Origin of the sequence: Pseudomonas sp. MS19, assembly GCF_013277615.1 — a bacterium.
Lineage (GTDB): Bacteria > Pseudomonadota > Gammaproteobacteria > Pseudomonadales > Pseudomonadaceae > Aquipseudomonas > Aquipseudomonas marincola.
Map to the genome: position 1 here is coordinate 193851 of NZ_VBTO01000004.1, position 26444 is coordinate 220294.

General features: G+C 57.1%; 28 protein-coding genes. 22 read left to right on the plus strand and 6 right to left on the minus strand.

All coding sequences use genetic code 11. The annotated features are described in order from the left end of the window. Positions 1-15: 15 nt before the first annotated feature. From trmJ to FEZ62_RS02215, 21 genes are all read left to right on the plus strand, one after another. On the plus strand, positions 16-795 hold the full coding sequence (trmJ, locus tag FEZ62_RS02115) for a tRNA (cytosine(32)/uridine(32)-2'-O)-methyltransferase TrmJ (protein ID WP_069901223.1): 780 nt from the start codon (positions 16-18) through the stop codon (positions 793-795). After that, the gene (gene cysE, locus FEZ62_RS02120) at positions 788-1567 is read left to right on the plus strand and encodes a serine O-acetyltransferase (protein ID WP_172926657.1); all 780 of its coding nucleotides are present in this window, start codon (positions 788-790) and stop codon (positions 1565-1567) included. The genes trmJ and cysE overlap by 8 nt, the downstream gene beginning before the upstream one ends. Positions 1568-1849: 282 nt before the next feature. Further along, positions 1850-2341 (plus strand): Fe-S cluster assembly transcriptional regulator IscR, encoded by a 492-nt coding sequence (iscR, locus tag FEZ62_RS02125; protein WP_069901227.1) that lies wholly within the window; start codon positions 1850-1852, stop codon positions 2339-2341. A gap of 49 nt (positions 2342-2390) precedes the next feature. Continuing rightward, positions 2391-3605 carry an IscS subfamily cysteine desulfurase gene (locus FEZ62_RS02130; protein WP_069901229.1) on the plus strand — a complete coding sequence of 405 codons (1215 nt, stop codon included), beginning with the start codon at positions 2391-2393 and terminating at the stop codon, positions 3603-3605. Between the two features lie 42 nt (positions 3606-3647). After that, a complete protein-coding gene (gene iscU, locus FEZ62_RS02135) occupies positions 3648-4034 on the plus strand; it encodes a Fe-S cluster assembly scaffold IscU (protein WP_069901231.1) in 387 nt (128 codons plus the stop codon). Positions 4035-4045: 11 nt separating this feature from the next. Continuing rightward, positions 4046-4369, plus strand: coding sequence for an iron-sulfur cluster assembly protein IscA (iscA, locus tag FEZ62_RS02140; RefSeq protein WP_069901233.1), 324 nt, complete (start codon positions 4046-4048; stop codon positions 4367-4369). A gap of 7 nt (positions 4370-4376) precedes the next feature. Continuing rightward, positions 4377-4898 (plus strand): co-chaperone HscB, encoded by a 522-nt coding sequence (hscB, locus tag FEZ62_RS02145; protein WP_090514039.1) that lies wholly within the window; start codon positions 4377-4379, stop codon positions 4896-4898. 53 nt (positions 4899-4951) lie between these two features. Next, complete coding sequence (gene hscA, locus FEZ62_RS02150; protein ID WP_069901236.1) at positions 4952-6817, plus strand: Fe-S protein assembly chaperone HscA; 1866 nt, start codon at positions 4952-4954, stop codon at positions 6815-6817. A gap of 2 nt (positions 6818-6819) precedes the next feature. After that, positions 6820-7158: an ISC system 2Fe-2S type ferredoxin gene (gene fdx / locus FEZ62_RS02155; protein WP_069901237.1), complete on the plus strand. Its 339-nt coding sequence runs from the start codon at positions 6820-6822 to the stop codon at positions 7156-7158. A gap of 56 nt (positions 7159-7214) precedes the next feature. Next, entirely contained in the window at positions 7215-7415 is a 201-nt protein-coding gene (gene iscX / locus FEZ62_RS02160) for a Fe-S cluster assembly protein IscX (protein WP_069901238.1), read from the plus strand. A 111-nt stretch (positions 7416-7526) separates the two neighbouring features. Continuing rightward, positions 7527-7958 carry a nucleoside-diphosphate kinase gene (gene ndk / locus FEZ62_RS02165; protein ID WP_010484592.1) on the plus strand — a complete coding sequence of 144 codons (432 nt, stop codon included), beginning with the start codon at positions 7527-7529 and terminating at the stop codon, positions 7956-7958. Positions 7959-7984: 26 nt separating this feature from the next. Beyond that, positions 7985-9133: a 23S rRNA (adenine(2503)-C(2))-methyltransferase RlmN gene (rlmN, locus tag FEZ62_RS02170; protein WP_069901239.1), complete on the plus strand. Its 1149-nt coding sequence runs from the start codon at positions 7985-7987 to the stop codon at positions 9131-9133. A gap of 14 nt (positions 9134-9147) precedes the next feature. Then, entirely contained in the window at positions 9148-9906 is a 759-nt protein-coding gene (pilW, locus tag FEZ62_RS02175; RefSeq protein WP_069901240.1) for a type IV pilus biogenesis/stability protein PilW, read from the plus strand. Continuing rightward, a complete protein-coding gene (locus tag FEZ62_RS02180) occupies positions 9906-10913 on the plus strand; it encodes a RodZ family helix-turn-helix domain-containing protein (protein WP_090514033.1) in 1008 nt (335 codons plus the stop codon). The genes pilW and FEZ62_RS02180 overlap by 1 nt, the downstream gene beginning before the upstream one ends. Positions 10914-10916: 3 nt before the next feature. Then, a complete protein-coding gene (gene ispG, locus FEZ62_RS02185; RefSeq protein WP_069901242.1) occupies positions 10917-12029 on the plus strand; it encodes a flavodoxin-dependent (E)-4-hydroxy-3-methylbut-2-enyl-diphosphate synthase in 1113 nt (370 codons plus the stop codon). Between the two features lie 32 nt (positions 12030-12061). After that, positions 12062-13351: a histidine--tRNA ligase gene (hisS, locus tag FEZ62_RS02190; RefSeq protein WP_172926658.1), complete on the plus strand. Its 1290-nt coding sequence runs from the start codon at positions 12062-12064 to the stop codon at positions 13349-13351. 28 nt (positions 13352-13379) lie between these two features. Further along, positions 13380-14024, plus strand: coding sequence for a tetratricopeptide repeat protein (locus tag FEZ62_RS02195; RefSeq protein ID WP_090514029.1), 645 nt, complete (start codon positions 13380-13382; stop codon positions 14022-14024). Beyond that, positions 14017-15168, plus strand: a complete 1152-nt coding sequence (gene bamB, locus FEZ62_RS02200) for an outer membrane protein assembly factor BamB (RefSeq protein ID WP_069901245.1) — start codon at positions 14017-14019, stop codon at positions 15166-15168. Before FEZ62_RS02195 ends, bamB begins: the two co-directional genes overlap by 8 nt. A gap of 128 nt (positions 15169-15296) precedes the next feature. After that, positions 15297-16769 (plus strand): ribosome biogenesis GTPase Der, encoded by a 1473-nt coding sequence (der, locus tag FEZ62_RS02205; protein ID WP_069901246.1) that lies wholly within the window; start codon positions 15297-15299, stop codon positions 16767-16769. A 120-nt stretch (positions 16770-16889) separates the two neighbouring features. Then, the gene (locus FEZ62_RS02210) at positions 16890-18038 is read left to right on the plus strand and encodes a pyridoxal phosphate-dependent aminotransferase (protein ID WP_172926659.1); all 1149 of its coding nucleotides are present in this window, start codon (positions 16890-16892) and stop codon (positions 18036-18038) included. Beyond that, positions 18026-18817 carry an amidohydrolase gene (locus FEZ62_RS02215; RefSeq protein WP_090514022.1) on the plus strand — a complete coding sequence of 264 codons (792 nt, stop codon included), beginning with the start codon at positions 18026-18028 and terminating at the stop codon, positions 18815-18817. Before FEZ62_RS02210 ends, FEZ62_RS02215 begins: the two co-directional genes overlap by 13 nt. Positions 18818-18878: 61 nt before the next feature. On the opposite strand, the gene leuA is transcribed toward FEZ62_RS02215, so the two are convergent. The 3 genes from leuA to FEZ62_RS02230 form a co-directional block, all read right to left on the minus strand. Continuing rightward, positions 18879-20549 (minus strand): 2-isopropylmalate synthase, encoded by a 1671-nt coding sequence (gene leuA / locus FEZ62_RS02220; protein WP_172926660.1) that lies wholly within the window; start codon positions 20547-20549, stop codon positions 18879-18881. A gap of 334 nt (positions 20550-20883) precedes the next feature. Then, entirely contained in the window at positions 20884-22140 is a 1257-nt protein-coding gene (locus FEZ62_RS02225) for a mechanosensitive ion channel family protein (RefSeq protein WP_069901250.1), read from the minus strand. 120 nt (positions 22141-22260) lie between these two features. Then, positions 22261-23109 (minus strand): M23 family metallopeptidase, encoded by an 849-nt coding sequence (locus FEZ62_RS02230; protein ID WP_172926661.1) that lies wholly within the window; start codon positions 23107-23109, stop codon positions 22261-22263. A 177-nt stretch (positions 23110-23286) separates the two neighbouring features. Between FEZ62_RS02230 and FEZ62_RS02235 the strand changes: the two genes are divergently transcribed. After that, positions 23287-23847, plus strand: a complete 561-nt coding sequence (locus FEZ62_RS02235; protein WP_172926662.1) for a cytochrome b/b6 domain-containing protein — start codon at positions 23287-23289, stop codon at positions 23845-23847. Between the two features lie 11 nt (positions 23848-23858). Here FEZ62_RS02235 and FEZ62_RS02240 read toward each other — a convergent pair whose 3' ends face one another. The 3 genes from FEZ62_RS02240 to FEZ62_RS02250 are packed head-to-tail and all read right to left on the minus strand — an operon-like array spanning position 23859 to position 26396. Next, positions 23859-24620: a M15 family metallopeptidase gene (locus FEZ62_RS02240; RefSeq protein ID WP_090514004.1), complete on the minus strand. Its 762-nt coding sequence runs from the start codon at positions 24618-24620 to the stop codon at positions 23859-23861. A 4-nt stretch (positions 24621-24624) separates the two neighbouring features. After that, positions 24625-25905, minus strand: a complete 1281-nt coding sequence (locus FEZ62_RS02245) for a TRAP transporter large permease (protein WP_172926663.1) — start codon at positions 25903-25905, stop codon at positions 24625-24627. Next, a complete protein-coding gene (locus FEZ62_RS02250; RefSeq protein ID WP_172926664.1) occupies positions 25902-26396 on the minus strand; it encodes a TRAP transporter small permease in 495 nt (164 codons plus the stop codon). Before FEZ62_RS02250 ends, FEZ62_RS02245 begins: the two co-directional genes overlap by 4 nt. Positions 26397-26444: the final 48 nt, after the last annotated feature.

Here is a 26444-nt window from a genome sequence, read left to right on the forward strand (position 1 = left end):
TAGTGAGTAGCGACGTTGCTAGATAATATCCGTGTGGTTTTGGTCAATACCAGTCATCCCGGCAACATCGGCGGGGCTGCGCGGGCCATGAAAAACATGGGCTTGTCGCGCCTGGTCCTGGTTGATCCGATTGATTTCCCGAGCGGTGATGCCGTGGCGCGCGCTTCGGGTGCCACCGATATTCTCGACAATGCACAAATTGTCGGCACCCTCGAAGAAGCGCTTGTGGGTTGCACATTGGTGCTTGGTACCAGTGCTCGCGACCGGCGTATCCCGTGGCCGTTGCTGGATCCGCGTGAGTGCGGCGTGACTTCCTGCGAGCAGGCCCGGCAGGGCGGCGAAGTGGCATTGGTGTTTGGCCGTGAATATGCCGGCCTCACCAACGAAGAGCTGCAGCGTTGTCAGTTCCATGTGCATATCCCTTCCAACCCGGATTTCAGCTCGTTGAATCTGGCCGCTGCCGTGCAGGTGTTGGCATATGAAGTGCGCATGGCGTGGCTGGCTGCTGAGAACCAGCCGACCAAGGTCGAGAAGTTCGAGTCCACTTCGATGCTCAGTTCGCAGGCCGTAACGGCGGACGAGTTGGAGTCTTTCTATAGTCATCTGGAATTGGCGCTGGTTGAGATCGGTTTTCTCGATCCGGCCAAGCCACGGCACTTGATGAGTCGCCTGCGTCGCCTTTATGGGCGCAGCGGTATCAGCAAGCTTGAAATGAATATTTTGCGCGGCGTACTGACCGAGACGGTCAAGGCGGCGCGCGGTGAGCACCACAAGCAGGGGAAAGATGATGTTTGAGCGTATGCGAGAAGACATTCAAAGTGTGTTCCATCGGGACCCGGCAGCACGTAATACCCTTGAGGTCGTGACCTGTTATCCCGGTCTGCATGCTATGTGGTTGCATCGCTGTGCGCACGCGCTCTGGGGTTCTGGCTGGAAATGGCTGGCGCGGGTGGTGTCTAACTTCTCGCGTTGGCTCACCGGTATCGAGATTCATCCGGGTGCGCGTATTGGCAGGCGGTTCTTTATCGACCACGGCATGGGCATCGTGATTGGCGAAACGGCCGAGATCGGTGACGACGTCACTATCTATCAGGGTGTGACGCTGGGCGGTACCAGCTGGAACAAGGGCAAGCGCCACCCAACGCTTGAAGATGGCGTCGTGGTGGGTGCCGGTGCCAAGGTGCTGGGGCCATTTACTGTGGGTGCGGGCGCCAAGATCGGCTCCAACGCCGTTGTGACCAAGGCTGTGCCAGCGGGCGCTACGGCTGTGGGTATTCCGGGCAAGATCATCGCCAAGGCGACAGATGATCAGGAAGCCAAGCGTCAGGCCATGGCTGAAAAGCTCGGCTTCGATTCCTATGGTGTGGGTCAGGACATGCCGGATCCGGTGTCCAAGGCGATTGGGCAACTGCTCGATCACCTGCAAGCCGTGGATGGTCGTCTTGATCGCATGTGCAAGGCGCTGAAAACCCTCGACGAAGACTTCGATGTGAAAGCCTTGCCAGCGCTGCGCGATGAAGATTTCGTCGGTGTGTGTAAAGAGCAGGACGATAAGCCGGCGGCATAATGTGGAACGGCGCGTGGCATGTTGCTATGCTACGCGCCCTCGCTTGCGGGCTAAGTGCCGGCAATCTGCTGGAGTTGGCTGTTCGCCAATGGGTGTTGTTCGGGCTGGTTCCGGGTAAATGGCTCTGGCTTGCAGCTTTACGCAAAACGTCTATCACTGTCGCGGCGCTTTTTTACTGCACGCTGACAGCTAATCCCGAGTAAAACGATAGGTCTTATAGTTGACTTAAATACTCGGGAATTGCATACTCACTGCATAGTAGTGACCTTCGGTAAACCTCTAATGCGACTGACTACAAAAGGCCGTTATGCCGTGACCGCCATGCTCGATTTGGCGCTGCATGCGCAAAAAGGGCCGGTGTCACTCGCCGACATTTCAGAGCGTCAAGGTATCTCCCTGTCCTATCTGGAGCAGCTTTTTGCCAAGCTGCGTCGCGGTAGCCTGGTTTCCAGCGTTCGCGGCCCGGGTGGCGGCTACCAGCTTTCGCGTGACATGCGCGGGATACAGGTAGCCGAAGTAATTGACGCCGTGAACGAGTCGGTTGACGCCACGCGCTGCCAGGGGCAGGGCGATTGTCATGGTGGCGACACTTGCCTCACGCACCATTTGTGGTGCGATTTGAGCCAGCAAATTCACGAGTTTCTAAGTGGTATCAGCCTGGCTGACTTGGTAACTCGCAGCGAAGTGCAAGAAGTTGCACAGCGCCAGGATCAGCGTCATTGCAACAGCCGATCCCCACAATTAGACAAAATTGCAGCATCCGCCGTCGACTGAAGACAAGGTGCCGGCTCGCAAGGCCTGAATCCTGATTAGGAGAGAATCAATGAAATTGCCGATTTATCTGGATTATTCCGCTACCACGCCGGTCGATCCGCGTGTTGCGCAAAAAATGGTCGATTGCCTGACCGCTGACGGTAACTTCGGTAATCCGGCATCGCGCTCCCACTTCTTTGGCTGGAAGGCAGAAGAAGCGGTTGAGAATGCGCGTCGTCAGGTTGCTGAACTGGTAGGTGCCGATCCACGTGAGATCGTCTGGACCTCCGGCGCAACCGAATCCGATAACCTTGCTATCAAAGGCATCGCTGATTTCTACAAGAGCAAGGGCAAGCACCTTGTTACGTCGAAGATCGAGCACAAAGCTGTTCTCGACACCATGCGTCAGCTTGAGCGTGAAGGCTTTGAAGTCACTTACATCGAGCCGGGCGAAGATGGTCTGATCACGCCGGCGATGGTTGAAGCGGTGTTGCGTGAAGACACCATTCTGGTTTCGATCATGCACGTCAACAACGAGATCGGCACCGTCAACGACATCGCTGCCATTGGCGAACTGACGCGCTCGCGTGGGATTTTCTTCCACGTTGATGCGGCCCAGTCGACTGGCAAGGTTGAAATCAACCTCGAGAACCTCAAGGTTGACCTTATGTCGTTCTCTGCGCACAAGACTTACGGCCCGAAAGGCGTGGGCGCTCTGTACGTTCGCCGCAAGCCGCGCGTACGTCTGGAAGCACAGACCCACGGTGGTGGCCATGAACGCGGTATGCGTTCCGGTACGCTGGCAACTCACCAGTGCGTAGGCATGGGTGAAGCGTTCAGCATTGCCAAGGCTGAAATGGCTGCTGAAAACCAGCGTCTGCTGGCCCTGCGCGATCGTTTTTATGCGCACCTGGCTGACATGGAAGAGCTGTACATCAACGGCAGCATGACTGCCCGTGTACCGCACAACCTGAACCTGAGCTTCAACTATGTTGAAGGCGAGTCGCTGATCATGGCGCTCAAGGATCTTGCTGTATCGTCGGGCTCGGCCTGTACATCGGCATCGCTTGAGCCGTCGTATGTGTTGCGTGCGCTGGGTCGTAACGATGAACTGGCGCACAGCTCGATTCGTTTCACCTTCGGCCGCTTCACTACCGAAGAAGAAGTTGATTACGCCGCAGCCAAAGTGCGCGAAGCAGTGACCAAACTGCGCGAATTGTCGCCGCTGTGGGATATGTTCAAAGAAGGTGTCGATCTGTCCCAGGTTGAATGGGCGGCACACTAAAGCTGCCGTTGAGCGGCGCCTGATGAGTGAGGAATAGATAACATGGCTTACAGCGAAAAGGTCATCGACCACTACGAAAATCCGCGCAACGTCGGCAAGATGGACGCGCAAGATCCAGATGTTGGCACCGGCATGGTCGGCGCTCCGGCGTGTGGTGACGTGATGCGTCTGCAGATCAAGGTAAATGAGTCGGGCGTAATTGAAGACGCCAAGTTCAAGACCTACGGCTGCGGTTCGGCGATTGCTTCCAGCTCCCTCGCAACCGAGTGGATGAAGGGCAAGACCCTTGATGAGGCAGAAACCATCAAGAATACCCAGCTGGCAGAAGAGCTGGCATTGCCGCCGGTGAAGATTCACTGCTCGGTACTCGCTGAGGATGCCATCAAGGCAGCCGTGCGCGATTACAAGCAGAAGAAAGGTTTGGTTTAAGGAGGTTGTCGATGGCTATCAGCATGACCGAAGCGGCGGCTCGCCACGTCCAGCGTTCCCTTGATGGGCGCGGCAAGGGCGAGGGCATTCGTTTGGCCGTTCGCACCACTGGCTGCTCGGGCTTGGCCTATGTGCTGGAGTTCGTCGACGAAACCGCCAGCGAAGACCAGGTGTTTGAGAGCCACGGGGTCAAGGTCATTATTGATCCCAAGAGCCTGGTTTACCTCGATGGCACCGAGCTGGACTTCGTCAAGGAGGGCTTGAACGAAGGGTTCAAGTTCAACAACCCTAACGTGCGCGGCGAATGTGGCTGCGGCGAAAGCTTCAACATCTGAGGCTATTGTGGGTACTCCTTGTCATTTTGCCTTGTTCGACCTCCAGCCGAGTTTTCGCCTGGACCTCGATCAGCTTGCCACGCGTTATCGCGAATTGGCGCGCACGGTTCATCCGGACCGTTTCGCCGATGCCGATGCGCGTGAACAGCGCTCTGCGCTGGAAAAGTCCGCGAGCCTCAATGAGGCCTATCAAACGCTGAAGAACGCACCGCAACGCGCCCGCTATCTGCTGGCGCTGAGTGGCCCTGAATTGCCGCTGGAAGTCACGGTGCACGACCCGGATTTCCTGATGCAGCAGATTCAGCTGCGTGAAGAGCTTGAAGACTTGCAGGACGCTGCGGATATCGACGGCGTGTTGCGTTTCAAGCGCAGTTTGAAGCAGGCGCAGGACGAGTTGAACGAGAGCTTTGCGGTTTGTTGGGATGATGCCGCGCGACGTGAAGAGGCCGAGCGCCTGATGCGTCGCATGCAGTTTCTCGACAAGCTTTCCCACGAGGTCCGCCAGTTGGAAGAGCGCCTCGACGATTAACGCTCGCGCGCCCGTAAGGGTGCGCTTGATATTCAGAAAAGCATCTATTAATCATGGCCTTACTGCAGATCGCTGAGCCCGGACAGAGCCCCCAGCCACACCAGCGTCGGCTGGCAGTGGGGATCGACCTGGGTACCACCAATTCGCTGGTTGCTGCCTTGCGCAGTGGCCTTTCCGAACCGCTGGCCGATACCGAAGGCAAGATCATTCTGCCGTCGGCAGTGCGCTATCACGCTGACCGTGTTGAAGTGGGTGAGGGCGCCAAGGCGGCGGCCTCCAGTGACCCGTTCAATACCATTGTTTCGGTCAAGCGCCTGATGGGTCGTGGTCTGAGCGATGTGAAGCAGTTGGGCGATCAACTGCCTTACCACTTTGTCGGTGGCGAGTCGCAAATGCCGTCTATCCAGACTGTGCAGGGTGATAAGAGCCCGGTAGAAGTCTCGGCAGAAATTCTCAAGGTGCTGCGCGAACGTGCCGAGCTGACCTTGGGTGGCGAGCTGGTGGGTGCGGTGATTACGGTGCCGGCCTATTTCGATGATGCACAGCGTCAGGCCACCAAAGATGCTGCGCGCCTCGCAGGCTTGAACGTATTGCGTCTGCTCAACGAGCCGACTGCAGCAGCGGTTGCTTACGGCCTGGATCAGAAAGCCGAAGGCGTTGTCGCCATCTACGACTTGGGCGGCGGCACCTTCGATATCTCGATTTTGCGCCTCACCAGCGGTGTTTTCGAAGTGATGGCCACCGGCGGCGATAGCGCGCTGGGCGGCGATGATTTCGACCATGCGATTGCCAGCTGGATTGTCGAACAGGCCGGTTTGTCCGCCGATATCGACCCCAGCGCCCAGCGCAGCCTGCTCGATGCCGCGTGTGCGGCCAAAGAAGCACTGACTGCCAGCGATTCGGTTGAAGTTGAATATTTGCAGTGGCGCGGTGTGCTGACCCGCGAACTGTTCGATGCGTTGATCGAGCCCATGGTTGCGCAAAGCCTCAAGGCTTGCCGCCGCGCTGTGCGTGATGCCGGCATCGAGATTGAAGACGTTGGCGCTGTGGTTATGGTCGGCGGCTCCACTCGCGTACCGCGTGTGCGTCAGGCTGTGGCCGAGATGTTTGGCCGTCAGCCGCTCACCGATATCGACCCGGATCAGGTTGTAGCCATCGGCGCTGCAATTCAGGCCGATACTCTGGCAGGTAACAAGCGCGGCGAAGGGGAAGAGCTGTTGCTGTTGGATGTAATTCCATTGTCGCTGGGTCTTGAGACCATGGGCGGGCTGATGGAAAAGGTCATCCCGCGCAACACCACGATTCCAGTGGCGCGTGCTCAGGATTTCACCACCTACAAAGACGGTCAGACCGCGATGATGGTTCACGTGCTGCAAGGCGAGCGTGAACTGATCAGCGATTGCCGTTCGCTGGCGCGCTTCGAGCTGCGTGGTATCCCGCCAATGGTGGCCGGTGCGGCGAAGATCCGGGTGACCTTTCAGGTGGATGCTGATGGCTTGCTCAGCGTTGCGGCGCGTGAGTTGGCGTCGGGCGTTGAGGCGAGCATTCAGGTCAAGCCTTCGTACGGTCTGACTGATGAGCAAGTGGCGAAGATGCTCAAAGACTCATTCAGTTATGCCGGCGATGACAAGCAAGCCCGCGTTCTGCGTGAGCAGCAAGTGGATGCTCAGCGTCTGCTTGAAGCGGTCGAGGCGGCCGTTGCAGCTGACGGCGAGCGCTTGCTCGACAGCGAAGAGCGCGAAGTGATCGGCCATGAAATGCAACAACTGCGTGATTTGATTGCGGGCAACGATGGCCACGCACTTGAGGCGCAAACCAAACGATTGACCCAAGTGACCGATGCATTTGCAGCGCGTCGCCTGGACTCTACGGTAAAGGCCGCTTTGTCGGGCCGTAGTCTTAACGAGATTGAGGAATAAGCATGACGCAGCTGATTTTTTTGCCGCACGCCGAACACTGCCCGGAAGGGGCCGTATTCGAGGCCGAGCCGGGCGAAACCGTACTTAACGCTGCGCTGCGCAACGGCATCGACATCGAACACGCGTGCGAGAAGTCGTGCGCGTGCACCACGTGCCACGTCATCGTGCGCGAGGGTTTCAATTCGCTGGAGCCTTCCGATGAGCTGGAAGATGACATGCTCGACAAGGCGTGGGGGCTGGAGCCTAATTCGCGCCTGTCGTGTCAGTCTGTTGTGACCGACACCGACTTGGTCATCGAAATTCCCAAGTACACGATCAATCAGGTCTCCGAAGGCCATTGATATAACCGCGCGGAGTGCTCGCGCCGGGTTTTAACGTTCTCTGGAGAGACGGTTATATGAGTCTGAAATGGGCTGACGTGCTGGAAATCGCCATTCAACTGGCCGACAGCAAGCCGGATGTTGATCCGCGCTATGTCAATTTCGTTGATTTGCATCGCTGGGTTTTGGCCTTGCCAGAATTCAGTGATGACCCGCAGCGTGGCGGGGAGAAGGTGCTGGAGGCAATTCAGGCGGCTTGGATCGAAGAAGCCGACTGATTGTACTGCCCTGAATAGGGGCGCCGACCGGCGCACCCTACGCATTTAACCAGAACCCGCGTATAATTCGCGGGTTTAATTTTTGCTTAATCTAAGTTCCTGGAGTTTCCCATGGCTGTTGAACGTACTTTCTCTATCATCAAACCCGACGCAGTTGCCAAGAATGTAATCGGCGAGATCGTTACCCGCTTCGAAAAAGCTGGTCTGCGCGTCGTTGCATCGAAAATGGTTCAGCTGTCCGAGCGCGAAGCGAGCGGTTTCTACGCTGAGCACAGCGAGCGCGGTTTCTTCAAGGATCTGGTTGCATTCATGACTTCCGGTCCGGTTGTTGTTCAGGTTCTGGAAGGCGAAGGCGCCATCCTGAAAAACCGTGAACTGATGGGCGCTACCAACCCTAAAGAAGCTGCTGCTGGCACTATCCGTGCTGACTTCGCTGTTTCTATCGACGAAAACGCTGTACACGGTTCGGACTCCGAAGCGTCGGCTGCTCGCGAAATCGCTTACTTCTTCGCCTCTACTGAGGTTTGCGCTCGCATTCGCTAAGCGAACATTCGAGTGAAGGTGAAACCATGACTGAATCAACCGGTAAAATTAATCTTCTGGGGCTGACCCAGCAGGAAATGGAACAATTCTTCGACAGTATCGGGGAGAAGCGTTTCCGTGCCGGTCAGATAATGAAGTGGATTCACCACTTTGGCGTCGATGATTTCGACGCCATGAGTAACGTCAGCAAGGTCTTGCGCGAAAAGCTCAAGGCCTGTGCTGAAATTCGCGGGCCAGAAGTGGTCAGCGAAGATATCTCCACCGATGGCACCCGTAAGTGGGTGGTTCGTGTGGCGTCCGGTAGCTGTGTGGAAACCGTTTACATCCCGCAAGGTGGCCGCGGCACTCTGTGTGTTTCGTCGCAGGCAGGTTGTGCGCTCGATTGCAGTTTCTGCTCCACCGGCAAACAAGGTTTCAACAGTGACCTCACCTCCGCCGAGATTATCGGTCAGGTGTGGATCGCCAATAAGTCATTCGGCACCCAGCCTGCGAAAATTGATCGCGCCGTCACCAACGTGGTGATGATGGGCATGGGCGAGCCGTTACTGAATTTCGATAACGTAGTCGCCTCTATGAAAATCATGATGGATGACCTCGGCTACGGTATCTCCAAGCGCAAAGTGACCTTGTCCACCTCTGGCGTGGTGCCGATGATCGACAAGCTGTCCGAGGTGATTGACGTCTCCCTGGCGCTGTCTCTGCATGCTCCGAACAACGAGCTGCGTAATCAGTTGGTGCCAATCAACAAGAAGTACCCGCTCGACATGTTGCTTGCCAGCTGCAAGCGTTACGTGTCCCGTCTCGGCGAAAAACGTGTGCTGACCATCGAATACACCCTGCTCAAGGATGTGAATGACCGGGTCGAGCATGCCGAGCAAATGATCGAGTTGTTGCGCGATGTGCCGTGCAAAATCAACCTGATCCCGTTTAATCCGTTCCCGCATTCCGGATATGAGCGCCCGAGCAACAATGCGATACGTCGTTTTCAAGACCTGCTGCATAAAGCCGGGCACAATGTCACTGTGCGTACTACGCGCGGTGAGGACATTGATGCGGCGTGTGGCCAGTTGGTTGGCCAAGTCATGGATCGGACCCGGCGTAGCGAGCGGTATATTGCCGTACGCCAGTTAAGTAGCGAGGCTGAGTCATCGCCTTCCACTACTAATCAAAACTAAAAGGGAGGATATACATGACCTTGCGCCCCGCGCTGTTCTTACTACTCGCCAGCCTGTTGGTCGGCTGTGTAACGACCGGCGATGTCGATCCGATGAAAACCGACAGTGGTCGCGATGAAGCGCGCGATGCATACATCCAGCTAGGTCTTGGTTATCTTCAACAGGGTTCTACCGAGCGTGCCAAGGTGCCGCTTAAAAAGGCCCTTGAGCTTGACTCCTCCAGTGCCGACGCCCATGCGGCGCTGGCTCTGGTGTTTCAGATTGAAATGGAACCCAAACTTGCCGATGAGCATTACCGCAAGGCAATTGCCCAGCGTTCCTCCGATGCACGTTTGCTGAACAATTACGGCAGTTTCCTGTTCGAACAGAAACGCTACGATGAAGCATTCGAGCGCTACGAGCAGGCTGCGCAAGATAATCTTTACCCGGAGCGCTCGCGGGTCTTCGAGAACCTGGGCATCACTGCTAAGGTATTGGGCCGAAACGAGCAGGCAAAACAGTATTTTGAGCGTTCGCTGCGGCTCAATCGCCGCCAGCCACGGGCTTTGCTCGAACTTGCCAATATGTCATATGACGAGCAGGCGTATGTCCCGGCCCGCCGTTATTACGAAAGCTACAGTGCGATTAGTGAACAGAATGCCAGCAGCTTGTTGCTGGGCACGCGTCTAGCTAAACGTTTTGATGATCGTGACCAAGCTGCTAGTTTGGGGCTGCAACTCAAACGTCTTTATCCGGGCACCCCGGAATACAAGCAATATTTGTCGGAGCAATGATGAAATCGGCGCAACCTGAAGCTGTAGCAGTGAACCGCATCAACCCCGGTGACACACTGCGTAATGCCCGCGAGCAGAAGGATTTGTCTGTCGCTGAGGTGGCTGCTCAGTTGAATTTGACGCCAACTCGTCTGGGGCAGATTGAAGCTGCTGAATTCGAAAAGTTGCCGGGTCATACCTTTGCCCGTGGCTATGTGCGTGCCTACGCAAAACTACTCGGCCTAGATCAAGCCGTGCTGGTTGAACAGTTCGATCAGTTCACCGGCAGCAATGCGGTCGGCAGTAACGTACAAGGCCTTGGCCGTATTGAAGAGCCGGTTAAATACTCGCAGCGCATCTTGCGCTTCGTCAGCTTTGCGCTGCTCGTGGGGCTGGCCGTTGTCGGCTTTTACTGGTGGCAGGGTCAGGCCGAGCGTCAGGCCAACGAGCAGGCTTCATCCGCTCTGGGCCATGTAGAAGTTGAAGGTGCTGATGGCGCCACACAGATTCATCCGCTCGATGAGCCGGAAGATCAAGCTGTAGAAGCGGCTCAGGAAGCGGCTCCACTTGATCTTGGCAGCATTGCGCCAACCGATGAAAGCGAAGAGGGCGCACCGCCGACTGCCGCCGAAGAAGGCGAGCCGGAAGCTGCTCCAGCCACGCCTAATTCTACTCAGGACAATGCCGCGCAAGACGCTGCTGTCGCCGCTGCACCGGCCGCGCCAGCAGAAACCGCCGAGGCCGCGCCGGCGCCTGCAACTGAACAGCCCGTGGCGGCTGCTGGTGAAGGCAATGTGGCAATCAATTTCAGCGCAGACTGCTGGCTGCAGGTGACTGATGCCGACGGTAAAGTGGTTTTCAGCGGTCTCAAGCGCAAGGGCGAGAATCTGCAAGTGGTTGGCAAGGCGCCACTGGCGTTGCGTCTGGGCTTTGCCCGTGGCGCCGAGGTTAGCTATAACGGCCAGCCAGTCGATGTAACACCGCATATCGCCAATGGCGGTACTGCGCGTTTGACCTTGGGGCAGTAAGACATGCAGTGCGAATCACCGATCAAGCGTCGTCAGTCGCGTAAAATTTGGGTTGGCTCGGTACCGGTCGGCGGCGATGCGCCAATTGCCGTGCAGAGCATGACCAACACCGACACCAACGATGTGGCCGCCACGGTCGCCCAGATCCGTCGTCTTGAGGAAGCGGGCGCCGATATCGTGCGCGTATCCGTGCCGGACATGGACGCCGCCGAGGCGTTTGGCAAAATCAAGCAGCAGTCGAACCTGCCGCTGGTTGCCGACATTCATTTCGATTACCAGATCGCCCTGCGTGTGGCTGAACTGGGCGTCGATTGCCTGCGCATCAATCCGGGCAACATCGGTCGTGAAGACCGCGTTCGCGCTGTGGTTGAAGCCGCACGCGATAAAGGGATTCCGATCCGCATCGGCGTTAACGCCGGTTCGCTGGAAAAAGACCTGCAAAAGAAATACGGCGAGCCGACCCCGGAAGCACTGGTCGAGTCGGCTTTACGTCATGCCGAGCACCTTGAACGGCTGAACTTCCCTGATTACAAAATCAGTGTGAAAGCCTCTGACGTGTTCATGGCCGTTGCCGCCTATCGCTTGCTCGCCACCCAGATTTCCCAGCCATTGCACTTGGGTATCACCGAAGCCGGTGGCCTGCGTTCGGGCACGGTCAAATCGGCAGTCGGCCTCGGCATGCTGCTGGCCGAAGGCATCGGCGACACCATTCGCATTTCGTTGGCAGCCGACCCGGTCGAAGAGATCAAGGTGGGTTACGACATTCTCAAGTCGTTGCGTTTGCGCTCGCGCGGTATCAACTTCATCGCCTGCCCGAGCTGCTCGCGGCAGAACTTCGATGTGGTGAAGACCATGAACGAGCTTGAAGGCCGTCTGGAAGACTTGCTGGTGCCGCTGGATGTTGCCGTAATCGGTTGTGTGGTGAATGGCCCGGGTGAGGCGAAAGAGGCGCATATCGGTCTCACCGGTGGCTCGCCGAGCAACCTGATTTACATTGACGGCAAGCCCGCGCAGAAAATGAACAATGACAACTTGGTCGATGATCTGGAAAAGCTCATCCGCCAGAAAGCAGCTGAGAAAGTTGCTGCCGACGCTGCTGTAATCGTACGCAGTTAAGCGCCCGGCCTTTGAAAGTTTAAGGAATTGAATTGAGCAAGTCCCTGCAAGCCATTCGTGGCATGAACGACATCCTGCCTGAGCAAACTCCGCTGTGGCGCTATTTCGAAGGCACGGTTGCGAGCCTGCTCGATGGCTACGGCTATCGGCAGATTCGTATGCCTATCGTCGAGTTCACCGAGCTGTTCAAGCGCTCGATTGGTGAAGTCACCGATATCGTCGAAAAAGAGATGTACACCTTCGAAGACCGTAACGGCGATTCGCTGACCCTGCGTCCTGAAGGCACAGCGGCCTGCGTGCGCGCGGTACTCGAACACGGCCTGGCTGGCGGCGGACAAACTCAGAAGCTTTGGTACATCGGCCCGATGTTCCGCCACGAGCGCCCGCAGAAAGGCCGTTATCGCCAGTTCCACCAGATTGGTGTCGAGGTGTTCAATCTCGATGGCCCGGACATCGACTCCGAGCTGATCGTATTAACATGGCGCCTGTGGGGCCTGCTGGGTATTCGCGACGCCGTTACCCTTGAGCTGAACAGCCTGGGCACCAGCGAGGCGCGTGCGGTTTACCGCGATGCGTTGGTTGAGTTCCTTTCGGCGCGTGCCGATCAGCTCGATGAAGACAGCCGTCGTCGTCTGAGCAGCAACCCGATGCGTATCCTCGATAGCAAGTCGCCAGAAACTCAGGCGCTGCTGGTGGATGCACCGAAGCTTGCGGATTACCTCGACGAAGCCTCGCGCGTTCACTTCGAGGGCCTCAAGGCGCGCCTCGATGCAGCGGGCATTCCCTACGTCATCAATCCTAAATTGGTACGCGGCCTCGATTACTACAGCAAAACAGTATTCGAATGGGTTACCGATAAACTCGGTTCTCAAGGTACTGTGTGCGCCGGTGGCCGTTATGATGGCCTGGTTGAGCAGATGGGCGGCAAGCCGACCACTGGCGTTGGTTTTGCCATGGGTATCGAGCGCCTGGTGTTATTGCTTGAAACACTGGATAAAGTACCCGCTGAAATCGCCCGTCAGGTAGACGTATACCTGTGTGCCTTTGGCGAGGCAGCCGAGCTTGCTGCGCTGACCCTTAGTGAACGCCTGCGTGATCAGGTGCCGGGGCTGCGTTTGCAGGTGAACGCAGGCGGTGGCAGTTTCAAGAGCCAGTTCAAGAAAGCGGACAAGAGCGGTGCGCTCTATGCCGTGATCCTGGGGGAAGACGAGTTGGCTCAGCAAGTGGTAGGTTTCAAACCGCTGCGTGGTCAGGCAGAACAACAAAGCATTGCCATCGACGCTCTTGCAGAGCATCTGGCAACCAGCCTCGAGAAGGCTTAAGCGATTTAGCGGATTAAGGAGTATTGGGGTGGTTTCGCGTAACGACGAAGAAGAGCTGGCGGTAATCAAGGAATGGTGGCAGCGCAACGGTAAGCCGTTGTTGGCTGGCGGCGCACTGGCGTTGATCGCGGTGCTCGGCTGGCAGGGCTGGCAAAAATACCAGGCCAATCAGTCGCAGGGCGCCTCAATGCTCTATCAGCAGCTGCTGGAAACGGCGCTGACGCCGAGCGGCAAGCCTGATGTAGCCAAGGTTGCCGAGCTGGCAGGCAAGCTCAAGGGCGAGTACGGCGGCACTCATTACGCACAATACGGCAGCTTGTTCGTGGCCAAGGTTGCAGTTGAGGCCGGTGAACTGAACGACGCCGAAGCTGAGTTGCAGAGCATTGTCGACAGCCCGGCTGACGATACCCTGGCTGAAATCGCACGCCAGCGTCTGGCACGTGTTCTGGCGGCTGACGGCAAGGCCGACGAGGCCCTCAAGCTGCTTGAGAATGATGCGGACAAAGCCTATCTGGCTGGCCGTGAAGAATTGAAAGGCGACCTGCTGGTTAAACTGGGCCGCACTGACGAGGCACATGCTGCCTACCTGAAAGCCAAAGAAGCGCTGTCGGAAGACGCCGCTGTGGGTGGCTTGCAGCTGAAAATCGACGACCTTGCCAAAGGGGATGCGTGACGTGATGCGTTGGAAAAATGCCGCATTGCTGGCCCTGGCTGTTTTGGTCGTGGGTTGCAGCAGCAACAGCAAGAAAGAATTGCCGCCCGCTGAGTTGCCTGACTTCACCGAAGAAGTGCAACTGCAGGAGCAGTGGAGCCACTCGGTCGGTGACGGCCAGGGCGATACATTCAACATGCTGGTTCCAGCGGTTGAAGGGCAGCGTATTTTTGCCGCTGACGTCAGCGGTGAAGTCGTTGCGCTCGATCGCACCAGCGGTGATGAAGTCTGGGAAGCCGACCTCGACGTGCCGATTTCCGGCGCCGTTGGTGCAGGTTACGGTCTGGTTCTGATCGGTACGCTCAAGGGTGAAGTGATTGCCCTCGATTCCGACACCGGTGAAGAGCGCTGGCGTTCACGGGTTTCCAGTGAAGTTCTGGCAGCTCCGGCGACCAATGGTCAGCTGGTGCTGGTGCAGACTTCGGACGATACCCTGACTGCATTCGACGCCTACACCGGCTCGCACATGTGGACCTTCAACAACACTCCGGCCGTTCTGACCCTGCGTGGCAGCAGCAGCCCGTTGTTGACTGATCGTCTGGCGATTGCTGCGTTGTCCAGTGGCAAGGTGATTGCGCTCGATGCTCAGCGTGGTATTCCGGTTTGGGAACAGGCCGTGGCGATTCCGCAGGGCCGTTCCGAGCTTGAGCGTGTTGTCGATATCGATGGCGGCCTGCTGCTCTCGGGCGGCAAGCTTTATGTTGTCAGTTATCAGGGCCGCGTTGCAGCGCTGGATGTCGACTCCGGTCGAGTGCTGTGGCAGCGCGAAGCTTCAAGTTCAGTTGGCGTAGCGGAAGGTCTGGGCAGCGTTTACGTCAGCCAGGCCAACGGTACCGTTGAAGCGATTGATGAACGTTCGACCTCGGCACTGTGGAGCAATGACCAACTGGCTCGCCGCCAGCTGTCGGCACCGGAAGTGTTCTCGAGTTATGTCGCCTTTGGCGATTTTGAAGGCTATCTGCATCTGGTCAGCCAGGTTGATGGTCGTTTCGTAGCGCGTGAGCGTATCGACAGTGATGGCCTGCGGGCGCGTCCACTGGTGGTAGGTGACTGGCTCTACGCATACGGTAACGGTGGCAAGCTGGTCGCACTGACCATCAAATAAGCCGTCACCGTCAGGCTTGGCTATGCTGCACAACAGCGTTGTGCAGCCATCCAGTTTGAGCATTTAATTTTGGCCGCTGCCCATGCAGCGGCTTTTGTATTTTCTGAAATAACGAAGTGGAGAGCCTAATGGTTCCCGTAATAGCCCTGGTGGGCCGACCTAACGTCGGTAAATCCACTCTTTTCAACCGCTTGACCAGGACCCGCGATGCCATCGTCGGTGACCTGTCGGGTCTGACCCGTGATCGCCAGTATGGCGAAGCCAAGTGGCAGGGACGCACGTACATCGTCATTGATACCGGTGGTATTTCCGGTGACGAAGAAGGCATCGACGCGAAGATGGCCGCTCAGTCCCTGCAAGCGATCGAAGAAGCCGATGTGGTGCTGTTCCTTGTGGACGCCCGGGCCGGTTTGTCTGCCTCCGATCAGATGATTGGCGAGCACCTGCGCAAGCGCAACAAGCAAAGCTATCTGGTGGTGAACAAGGTCGACAACATCGACCCGGATCTGGCGTGCGCCGAATTCAGTTCGCTGGGCATGGGCAAGTCGCTGGCGATTGCCGGTGCCCACGGTCGCGGTATCGCGCAGATGCTCGAAGCGGTGCTGACCCAGTTCCCGAAAGATGCGGGTGAGTTGGAAGAAGGCGAGGAGCTTGAGGACGTCGCTGAAGGCGAGGAAGCCAAGCGTATTCCGGGCCCGAGCGAGAAAGACGGCATCAAGCTGGCGATTATCGGCCGTCCCAACGTCGGTAAATCGACGCTGGTCAACCGTATGCTCGGTGAAGACCGGGTTATCGTCTATGACCAGGCCGGCACCACGCGTGACAGTATTTACATCCCGTTTGAACGCGATGATGAGAAGTACACGCTGATCGACACCGCCGGTGTGCGCCGCCGCGGCAAGATTTTCGAAGCTGTCGAGAAGTTCTCAGTGGTCAAGACCCTGCAGGCGATTCAAGACTCCAACGTGGTGGTGTTCGTCATGGACGCCCGCGAAGGTGTTGTCGATCACGACCTCAACCTGCTCGGTTTTGTGCTCGAAAGTGGTCGTGCACTGGTTATCGCCCTGAACAAGTGGGACGGGATGGATGCCAGCGAACGTGACTATGTGAAGGTCGAGTTGCAGCGTCGCCTGTTCTTTGTCGACTTTGCCGATATTCACTTTATCTCGGCCTTGCACGGCACTGGCGTTGGCCATCTGTACAAGTCGGTGCAGGCATCGTTCCAGTCGGCTATCACCCGCTGGCCGACCAGCCGTCTGACCCAGATTCTCGAAGACGCGGTGCGCGAACACCAGCCGCCTTTGGTCAATGGTCGTCGCATCAAGCTGCGTTATGCGCACTTGGGTGGTGCTAACCCGCCGATTATCGTGATCCACGGTAATCAGGTCGAAGCGGTTCCGCGCTCTTACTCGCGTTATCTGGAAAACACTTATCGCCGTGTCTTGAAGCTGGTCGGTACGCCGATCCGTATTGAGTACAAGGGCGGTGAGAACCCGTATGAAGCGAAGAAGAACACGCTTACTGACCGTCAGGTGAACAAGAAGCGTCGTTTGATGAGCCACCACAAAAAAGCCGAGAAGAAGCGTAAAGACAAACGCTGATCCGGCAATTTTGCGGATGTTGAAACAGGCGCCTCAAGGGCGCCTTTTTCATGTCTGCCCGATGGGCTATCCTGCCTGTCCAGGCCGCGCAGTCGGGTGCGGTGGGTAGCAGGGGGCGTAATGATCAGCAGTAAGTTGCCAAATGTCGGCACCACAATTTTCACGCAAATGTCGCAGCTCGCCGCCGTGACAGGCGCGTTGAATCTATCTCAGGGCTTCCCTGACTTTGACGGGCCGCAGGCACTGCGTGACAACGTCGCCCGGCACATCGCTGCCGGCCATAACCAGTACGCCGCCATGACCGGCTTGCCCGCGTTGCGTGAGCAGGTCGCCGCCAAGATTGCCCGCAGCTACGGCTGCAACGTCAGCGCCGACACTGAAGTAACCATTACGCCAGGCGCCACGCAGGCTATCTTCTGCGCGATTCAGGCGCTGATTCAGCCTGGTGATGAAGTCATCGTGTTCGATCCGTGCTACGACAGTTACGAGCCGTCTGTTGCCTTGGCAGGCGGGCGTTGTGTGCACGTGCCGTTGGCATACCCCGGTTTCGCCATCGACTGGCAGAAATTTAGCGATGCGCTGAGCCCGAAAACCCGCCTGGTGATTCTCAACAGCCCGCACAATCCGAGTGGTGCGCTGATTACCCGTGCCGAGCTGGACCAACTGGCGGCGCTGATTGCCGAGTGCGATATCTACATCATCAGCGATGAGGTGTATGAGCATCTGGTGTTCGATGGCGTTGCGCATTGCAGCGTACTGGCCCATGAAGCGCTTTATCAGCGCGCCTTTGTGGTCAGCTCGTTCGGTAAGACCTATCACGTGACCGGCTGGAAAACCGGCTATGTCGTGGCGCCGCCGGCGTTAACCGCCGAGCTGCGCAAGATTCATCAGTACGTCAGCTTTTGCGGCGTGACTCCGTTGCAGTGGGCGCTGGCAGACTTTATGGCCGAGCATCCGCAGCACATCAGTGAATTGCCGGCCTTCTATCAGAATAAGCGCGACCTGTTCTGCAACTTGCTGGCAGACTCACGCTTGAGCTTCACCCGCACGCCCGGTACGTATTTCCAGATGGTGGATTACTCGGCGATTCGCGATGACCTGGATGATGTGGCGATGGCTGAGTGGATGACCCGTGAACACGGCGTCGCCAGTATTCCGGTTTCGGTGTTCTACCAACAGGCACCGAAGGACATGCGCTTGGTGCGCCTGTGTTTTGCCAAGCGCGAAGAAACCTTGCGCCAAGCAGCGGAGAAACTATGCGCGATCTAACCCTGCGAGAAGACCTGCATCTGGCCCTGATCCAGACCGATCTGGTGTGGCACGATCCACAGGCCAACCTGAACCGCTTCGAAGCCTTATTGGAGCAGGCTCACGGCGTTGACCTGATCGTTTTGCCCGAGATGTTCAGCACCGGCTTTTCAATGAACTCGGCCGAATTGGCAGAGCCCGAAGACGGCCCGTCTACCCAGTGGCTGTTGCGTATGGCCGTGCGTATGAAGGCAGTGATTACCGGCACGCTGATAATTCAGGCAGCGGACGGCAGTTACCGTAACCGGCTGATCTGGGCGCGCCCCGATGGCTCGATGACGCATTACGACAAGCGTCATCTGTTCCGCATGGCCGGCGAGCATAAGTACTACACCGCCGGAAACCAGCGGGTGCTGCAAGAATTGAAGGGCTGGCAGATTCGCCCGCTGATCTGCTACGACCTGCGTTTTCCGGTGTGGAGTCGTGACCCGCACAGCACTGACCTGCTGATCTACACCGCCAACTGGCCAGCCGCGCGACGCACGCACTGGAATCGTTTGCTCCCCGCGCGGGCGATTGAAAACCTCTGTTATGTGGCGGCGGTCAATCGCACCGGCACTGATGGCAAAGGCCATCCGTACAGCGGCGATTCACAGGTTTTGGACTTTCAGGGTGAGTCGTTGCTCAACTGTCAGAATCAGCCCGGCGTCTATCGCCAGACGCTCAGCTCGGCAGAGCTAGCGGCTTACCGTGAGCGTTTTCCGGCCTACAGCGACGCCGACGACTTCGAGCTCAACTGACGGGCATAAAAAAGCCTGACGCATGGGAAATGCGCCAGGCTTGGATGCAGCGTTCAGCGAATTAAGCGGCTTCTTCTTCGGCCTGGATCAGGGCGCGGTTGAGGGCGCTGAACAGGGCACGGAAGCTCGCCGTAGTCAGGTTCTCGTCAACGCCGGCGCCATGCAATGCGCGGCCACCGTTAACCCGCAGCTCGATGTATGCCGCCGCTTTGGCGTTGGTGCCGGCACCGATGGCGTGCTCGGAGTAGTCCATGATTTCCACCTTCACTGGCAAGCCTGCAACCAGGGCCTCCAGCGGGCCTTTGCCGATCCCGCGCCAGTGGTGGGTTTCACCGCCGCTGATGACTTCTACGTCTACCGCGCTGGTGCCGTTCTCTTCTTGCAGGCGATGGCCCTTGAGCGCATAAGGCGCTGCGGCTTGCAGGAACTCACGGTTGAACAAGCTGTAGATCTGCTCGGCAGTCATCTCCAGACCCAGGCGATCGGTTTCTTTCTGAACCACCTGGCTGAACTCGATCTGCATGCGGCGCGGCAAGCAGATACCGTATTCCTGTTCCAGCAAGTAGGTGATGCCACCTTTACCGGATTGGCTGTTTACGCGAATTACTGCCTCGTAGCTGCGACCGATATCGGCCGGGTCAATCGGCAAGTACGGGACTTCCCAGATGCCGTTCGGGTCCTGCTGAGTCAAGCCTTTGCGGATAGCATCCTGGTGCGAGCCGGAGAATGCAGTGTGAACCAGATCGCCAACATACGGATGGCGCGGGTGCACGGGCAACTGGTTACACTCTTCGACCACTTTGCGCACCGCGTCGATATCCGAGAAGTCCAGACCCGGATTGATGCCCTGGGTGTAGAGGTTCAAGGCCAGATTGACCAAGTCGACGTTACCGGTGCGTTCGCCGTTGCCGAACAGGCAGCCTTCAACACGGTCGGCGCCCGCCATCAGGCCCAATTCGCTGGCCGCAACGCCGGTGCCACGGTCGTTGTGGGTGTGCAGGCTGATCAACACGCTGTCACGACGACTGATGTGCCGGCCGAACCATTCAATCTGGTCGGCGTAAACGTTCGGTGTGGCCACCTCGACGGTAGTTGGCAGGTTGAGAATCACCTTGTTGTCCGGCGTTGGCTGCCACACATCCAATACTGCATCGCAGACTTCCACGGCGAAATCCAGTTCGGTCGAGGAGAAAATCTCCGGCGAATACTGGAACGTCCACTGGGTATCCGGCTGTTCTGCGGCCAGACGCTTGATGATTTGCGCGGCGTTTACGGCAATGCCGACGACACCGGCTTTATCCTGATTGAAGACAATGCGGCGGAAGGCCGGGGCGGTTGCGTTGTAAACGTGAACGATGGCCTTCTTGGCGCCTTTGAGAGACTCGAAAGTGCGCGTGATCAAATCTTCACGGGCCTGCGTCAACACCTGAATGGTGGTGTCGTCCGGGATGTGGCCGTCGTTGATCAGTGTGCGGACGAAGTCGAAATCAGTCTGCGAGGCGGAAGGGAAGCCCACTTCGATCTGCTTGACGCCAACCTGTACCAGCGTCTTGAAGAAACGCATCTTCTTCTCGGCATCCATCGGCTCGATCAGCGACTGGTTACCGTCGCGCAAATCGGAGCTGCACCAGATCGGCACTTCGGTGATGGTCTTCGATGGCCAGGTACGGTCCGGCAAGATGATCGGGGTGAATGCACGGTATTTGCTGGACGGGTCTTTAAGCATGCTCATGGTAATTCCTTGGTAAGCGGCGGCCTGTTTCTGGGTCAGGCAAATCTATTGGGGGGGCGTTGCGCTGGCGAGGTGATTTAGCCCCGCAGTCGTTGGCTGACCAGGCAGAGGTTGGCGTGTTGCCGCTTTAGAATGAGGGTGTGTGGACTGTTCATGGCACTAACACTACTGATGTAGGTAAAAGCTGGCAAGCTTGTCTTTAAAATTGGTGAATAACGCCATTAACGCGGTTTGGATGAGGATTTATTGCGCTATCCGGGGTTGTTGGTGGCAATAATTGCGCAGTTGTTTTGACGGATGACGTGTGCCTGCCACGTCACCCGCAAAGCGCCAATCAAGGCAGTTTGTAATCCGGCTGCTGGCGAGTGAGGCCGCGCATGTCGGTGCCACTCGGATGCTGGTAAATGCGCAAGCCGAATTCCGGCAGGATCGCCAGCATGTGATCGAAAATATCCGACTGGATACCTTCATAGCGCGCCCAGGAAATCGTCGTGGTAAAGCAGTAGATTTCAATTGGCAGGCCGTCGGCAGTGGGTTCCATCTGGCGCACCAGTTGGGTCATCTGCTGGTGAATGTCCGGGTGTTTGAGCAGGTAGTTTTCGACATAGGCGCGAAAGGTGCCCAGGTTAGTCAGGCGGCGGGTGTTTGCCTGAACTTGCGAGCCTTCGCCAATTTCAGTGTTCCAGCTGTGCAGCTCACTTTTCTTGTCGGCCAGGTACGCGTTGAGCAGGTTCAGCTGTTGCAGGCGCTCAATATCTTCGCTGCCCAAAAAGGCGATGCTGTTCTGGTCGATGTACAAGCTGCGCTTGATCCGCCTGCCGCCGCACTCCTGCATACCGCGCCAGTTTTTGAAAGGATCGGTGATGAAACGTCGGGTCGGAACACTGGTGATGGTTTTGTCCCAGTTCTGCACCTTGACCATGTGCAGGGCGATATCGACCACATCACCGTCCGCATTGAGCTGAGGCATTTCAATCCAGTCACCGACACGGACGATGTCGTTGGACGAGATCTGCACGCTGGCCACCAGCGAGAGAATCGTGTCCTGAAAAATCAACATCAGCACCGCCGCCATCGCGCCAAGGCCGGAGAGTAAAATTAGCGGTGAGCGATCTATCAGCACCGCGACCATGAGGATGGCGGCGATTACGCTGATGATGATCTGTACGACCTGCAAGTAGCCTTTGATCGGGCGGCGGTAAGCATCCGGGCGGCGTTGGTAGATCAGGTTGACCAGATCCAGCGCGCCGTTGATGGCGATGGCTATCGTCAGCACGATAAACGCATTGCAGACGTTACTGACCACGGTGGCGAAGGTTTCTGGAAACCCGTCAATCAGGGTCACGCCCTTGGAGATTATCAGCGCCGGAACCACGTTCGACAGACGCTTGATAATTCCGCTGTCGTGCAATTGCGCTTCGCGCCAGAGTCGCGTGCTGCTGGCAACCATTTGCAGGCCGCGAACCAGAATGCGCTTGACCAGCCAGTTACACGCAACTGCAATCAGTACCAGAAGCACAGACGCACAGAGGGTGAAAAGGTCGGGATGCTGTTCAAGCCAAGCCATCCAGGTGTTTAGTTGTTCCGGCATGGGTCACTCCGTGTTGCCTGACAGCCGCCACTGAGGTTGGCGCTGATTAAGTGGCGCACATTAGCAAAGTACTAAAGGCAGCGTAGCTGCCCAAAATCATGGTGTTGAGTCGGGCGATTGCTAAGGTTTGAACGCGCCAATAAAAATGGCCGGATCGACCCGCACGGCATTCAAACTGACATTCCAATGCAAATGCGGCCCTGTAGCGCGGCCTGTTGCGCCGACCTTGCCGAGCACGCCGCCGCGCGGCACCTCATCACCGACCTTCACGTCAATCTTAGACATGTGGCAGAACATGCTGATCAAGCCCTGGCCGTGATCGACAAAAACGGTGTTGCCGTTGAAAAACAGGTTGCCGGTGAGTATCACCTTGCCGGCAGCAGGCGCCTTGATTGGAGTGCCGCTGCTGGCGGCGAAATCCAGCCCCGAGTGGGGATTACGCTCCTCGCCATTGAAGAACCGACGCAAGCCAAATGGGCTCGAAAGCGGGCCGCTCACGGGGCGGTCGAACAGCAGGTTGCTCGGCTGGCGCGCACTGAACTGCGCGTAGGCGGCATTCTGCTCGGCCAGTTCGCGGTTGATCCGCTTGAGATTGCTGGCGTTCGGATTGACCTGCTGCTTGTTCTTGATCGTGATGCGCTGTTCTGCATATTTCTTGCTGCCCACCGCAAAGCTCACGGTTTGCTGGCCGGAGCCAGCGTTAACCTGCAACTGCTGAGTACCGGCTTTGACGGTTAGCGGTACGCCGACGATGGCGATCCAGCGTTGGCCATCCTCTTTGATGATCAGCACCGGATTGCCCTGATACGTCGCGCTCGGCGCTTGCTCGCCATTGCCCAGGTCAATTACGGCAACACCACCAGGCACCGGCTTGTTGAGTAAACGGCTGATAAAGCCTTCGGCATGGGCCTGCATGGCGCTGAACGCAATGAGCAGAATGAGGATCAGGCGAGGGTAAAAACGTGGCATGAGCAACTCGGGTTGTCTGGGTTGGCAGCACAATGCTGGCTTAAAGTCGGGGTGCTGTGAAGCGATGGACGTTTCAATAGATGTCTGGCCAGTGTGGCATTGAGTCCCGACATTCGTTACAGGGATGTGCTGCAGTTTGAGGTAAAGTCCGCCAATTAATTCAATCGAGTGAATGATATGGATGTCATCACCCCACGCCCCGTGAGCGCGTGCACGCGCAATCTGCATTGGCTGATCGTGTTGCTGCTGAGCGGGGTCTATCTCAGCGCGTATTACCGCAGTTACCTCACCACGCAGCTTGAAGTGAGCAACTGGTATTCACTGGTGGTGCATATTAACGCGGGACTGCTGGTCGGCGTATTCAGTGTCCTGGCCATTGTAATGCGCCGCCGCTCCGGGCGTCGCGGCTGGCTGGCGAAACTGAGCAAATTCGCGCTCTACAGCCTGTTGCTGCTGATTCCACTAAGCGCTTACATGGGCCTTGGTTTTAAATTGCCGATCGCGGGGTACTGGATGCTGGATAGCTTCGCGCAGTTGCCCGCGGCCCGGCAGTTTGTCAGTGAACAAAACATGCTGATGATCACCTTTCAGGAACCGTTCGCGCTGTTTCATCAGGAGTGGGGCAGTGAGGTATTGCTGCCCGCGTTGATCGCGCTGCACGTAGCGGCAGCGCTTTATCATCACTTCATTTTGCGCGACCAGACGCTCAGGGCGATGCTGGGGTGTGGGGCGGATTGAGTGGCGACTGCTCAGCGTTTACCCATTTGCTGCTCGAGTTGCTGCCGCCAAAGGTTGTCGAGTGATTGTATTTGGCTTGGGCCATAAATTGCCTGAGGCTGGCTGCAGCTCCAGGCCCATAGCTGGTCACCGAAATCGTAGTGCCACCACTCGCTGGGCAGGTTGCTGAAGCCTGCCGCAAGCATTGCGTTGTAAAGAATCCGACGGTTCTTGCGTACCAGCGTCTGCCGCGTATTGGGTTGTTCAATCAGCTCAAATGCGGCTGTTGAAGAGAGTGGACTGGCTTCGTCAAATTCTGTGCCCATGTCCAGAAAGCGTCCTTCAGCATCGCACAAGGTCACGTCCACCGCGCCTCCGGTAAGGTGCGGGCTAGGGGCTGTGCGGTTGGTGCTGGGCGGCGAGACGTATTGGCGGGTCAGGTGCTCCAGCTGTGCGTTATCTGCGTCTGGGTAGTACTCGGTCAATGCGTCCGAAAGGCTTTCGTACAAGTACTGTTGCACGGCAAATGGTCGCCATGCATCCAGTATGACCAAGCGAGTGCCGGCCGGTAAAAGACGGGTTACTTCTAACAGACGCTCAAAAACTTCGCTGCGCGCGTAACACTCAGCAATCGCATTGGGTACGCCCAGCCGGTGATAGGCTGGGTAAACGCTGAACGCAGGGCTCAAGCCGAGTACTTGCAGCGGTTGCTGGCATTCGACGATAGGAATAGCAGATACCGCATGCCAGTTTGGCTCGTCGTAGTTGGCAATGGGCTTTTCACAGTTATGCATAGTTTCAGCTCAACAAACGCGGCAACCAGAGGGTCAGGGAAGGGAAGAGGATCAGGATGTACAGCACGCTCAAGGCAACCGCGATAAACGGCCAAATGCCTTTGAACATCTCGGTGATACTCAACTTGCTAATGGTCGCAACAATAAACAAGCACGAGCCCATCGGCGGGGTGATCATCGCAATGGTGATGTTCAGGGTGAAGATCAGCCCTAGATGAACTGGGTCTACACCGGCGGCCAGAGCGACGGGGGCGATGATCGGGGTGAGTAGCATCAGCACCGATACTTCTTCCATGACCATGCCGCAGATGAAAATGATCATGCTGATCACTAACAGCATCAGGGTTGGAGAATGGCTGAATGGTTGCAGCATGGTCGCGAATTCACTGGCGACTTGCGCATAGTTGAGCAACCAGTTAACCACCGACGCCGCAGCGATAATTGCGTAGATGCTGGCGGTAAGACGGACGGTTTCTTGAATCGACTTCCAGAATCCTGCCAGCGTAAGCTCGCGCTGGATGATGCCGATCAATGCAACGTACAGGACAATAATTGCCCCGGATTCGGTAGGCGTCACCAAGCCAAGCACAATACCGGCAACGATCAGAATCGGTGCGACCAACGCGGTTGAGGCGCCTGCTACAGCCGCAAATACTTCTGCCCAGGATGGTTTTTTGTTTTGCGCCTGCAAACCGGCTTTCCGCGCATACAGCGCATTCATGGTCATGAAAGCAACAGCCAGAACCAAGCCCGGAATGACGCCTGCAAGGAACAGCTCGCCGACAGAGGTATTGGTCAGGGATGAATACAGAATCATGAAGATGCTAGGCGGAATAATCGGCCCAATCAGGGAGCTGCCTGCGGTTAAACCCGCGGCAAATTTGCGTGAGTAACCCTCTTTTTCCATCGCCGGAACCAGCAGGGTGCTGAGCGCTGATGCGTCTGCAGCTGCTGAACCGTTAACGCCCGCAAAGAACACCCCAGCCACCACGTTGACGTGGCCCAGTCCGCCGCGGAAATGGCCCACCAAGGCATTGGCTAAGCGCATCAAACGCGGGGTCATGCCTGAACTGTTCATCAGGTTGCCCGCTAAGACAAACAGTGGAATTGCCATGAGCGAAAAAATATCCATGCCGCCAAAAAAACGCTGGGGCAGGATGTTGAAGAACAGATTGGGATCGATAAAAAGGAAGCCAACCAAGGCGGTCAGCAGTAAGCAGAGAAACAGTGGCAGGCCCAGAATCAGGTTGACTGCAAAGGCTGCGATCATTGCAAAACCCATCATGGCTTGAGCCCCTGTTCTGTGGTGTGTTCCGTCTGACTTGCAGACCATGGGCCCTGCAAAAGCACCATCAAAGTGAGTAAGCCAAACCCTATCGGCAGGCTAAGCAGCGGCCACATGCGGCTCACGCCCAAACCAAGGCTCTGGAAGCGACTGGCGTTCAAGGCATAGCGATAACTGGCCCAGGTGGCGAAGGCAAAAAAGCTCAGCGCGATTAACCACTGATAACACTTCAAGATACGAGCGAGCTTGTGCGGCAGGTGTTGTTCAAGCAGGTTGATGCGCATGTGCCCATCGTGAACCCACAGGGCCCCAAGAACCAACATGACGCTGCCAATGATCAGGTATCGGGCGAGCTCATCCATCCAAATCGGCGAACTACCAATCAGGTAGCGGGCAAACACGCCATAAATGAGCAGCAGCAAATCAAGCAGCAACAGCAAGGCACCCAGATTCAGTAGCACACTGCTGGTGCGCTGTATTAAGGAACGCATAGAAACTCCGGATCAGGGGAGGGCCGCCCCGTCAGTGCGGGGCGGCGG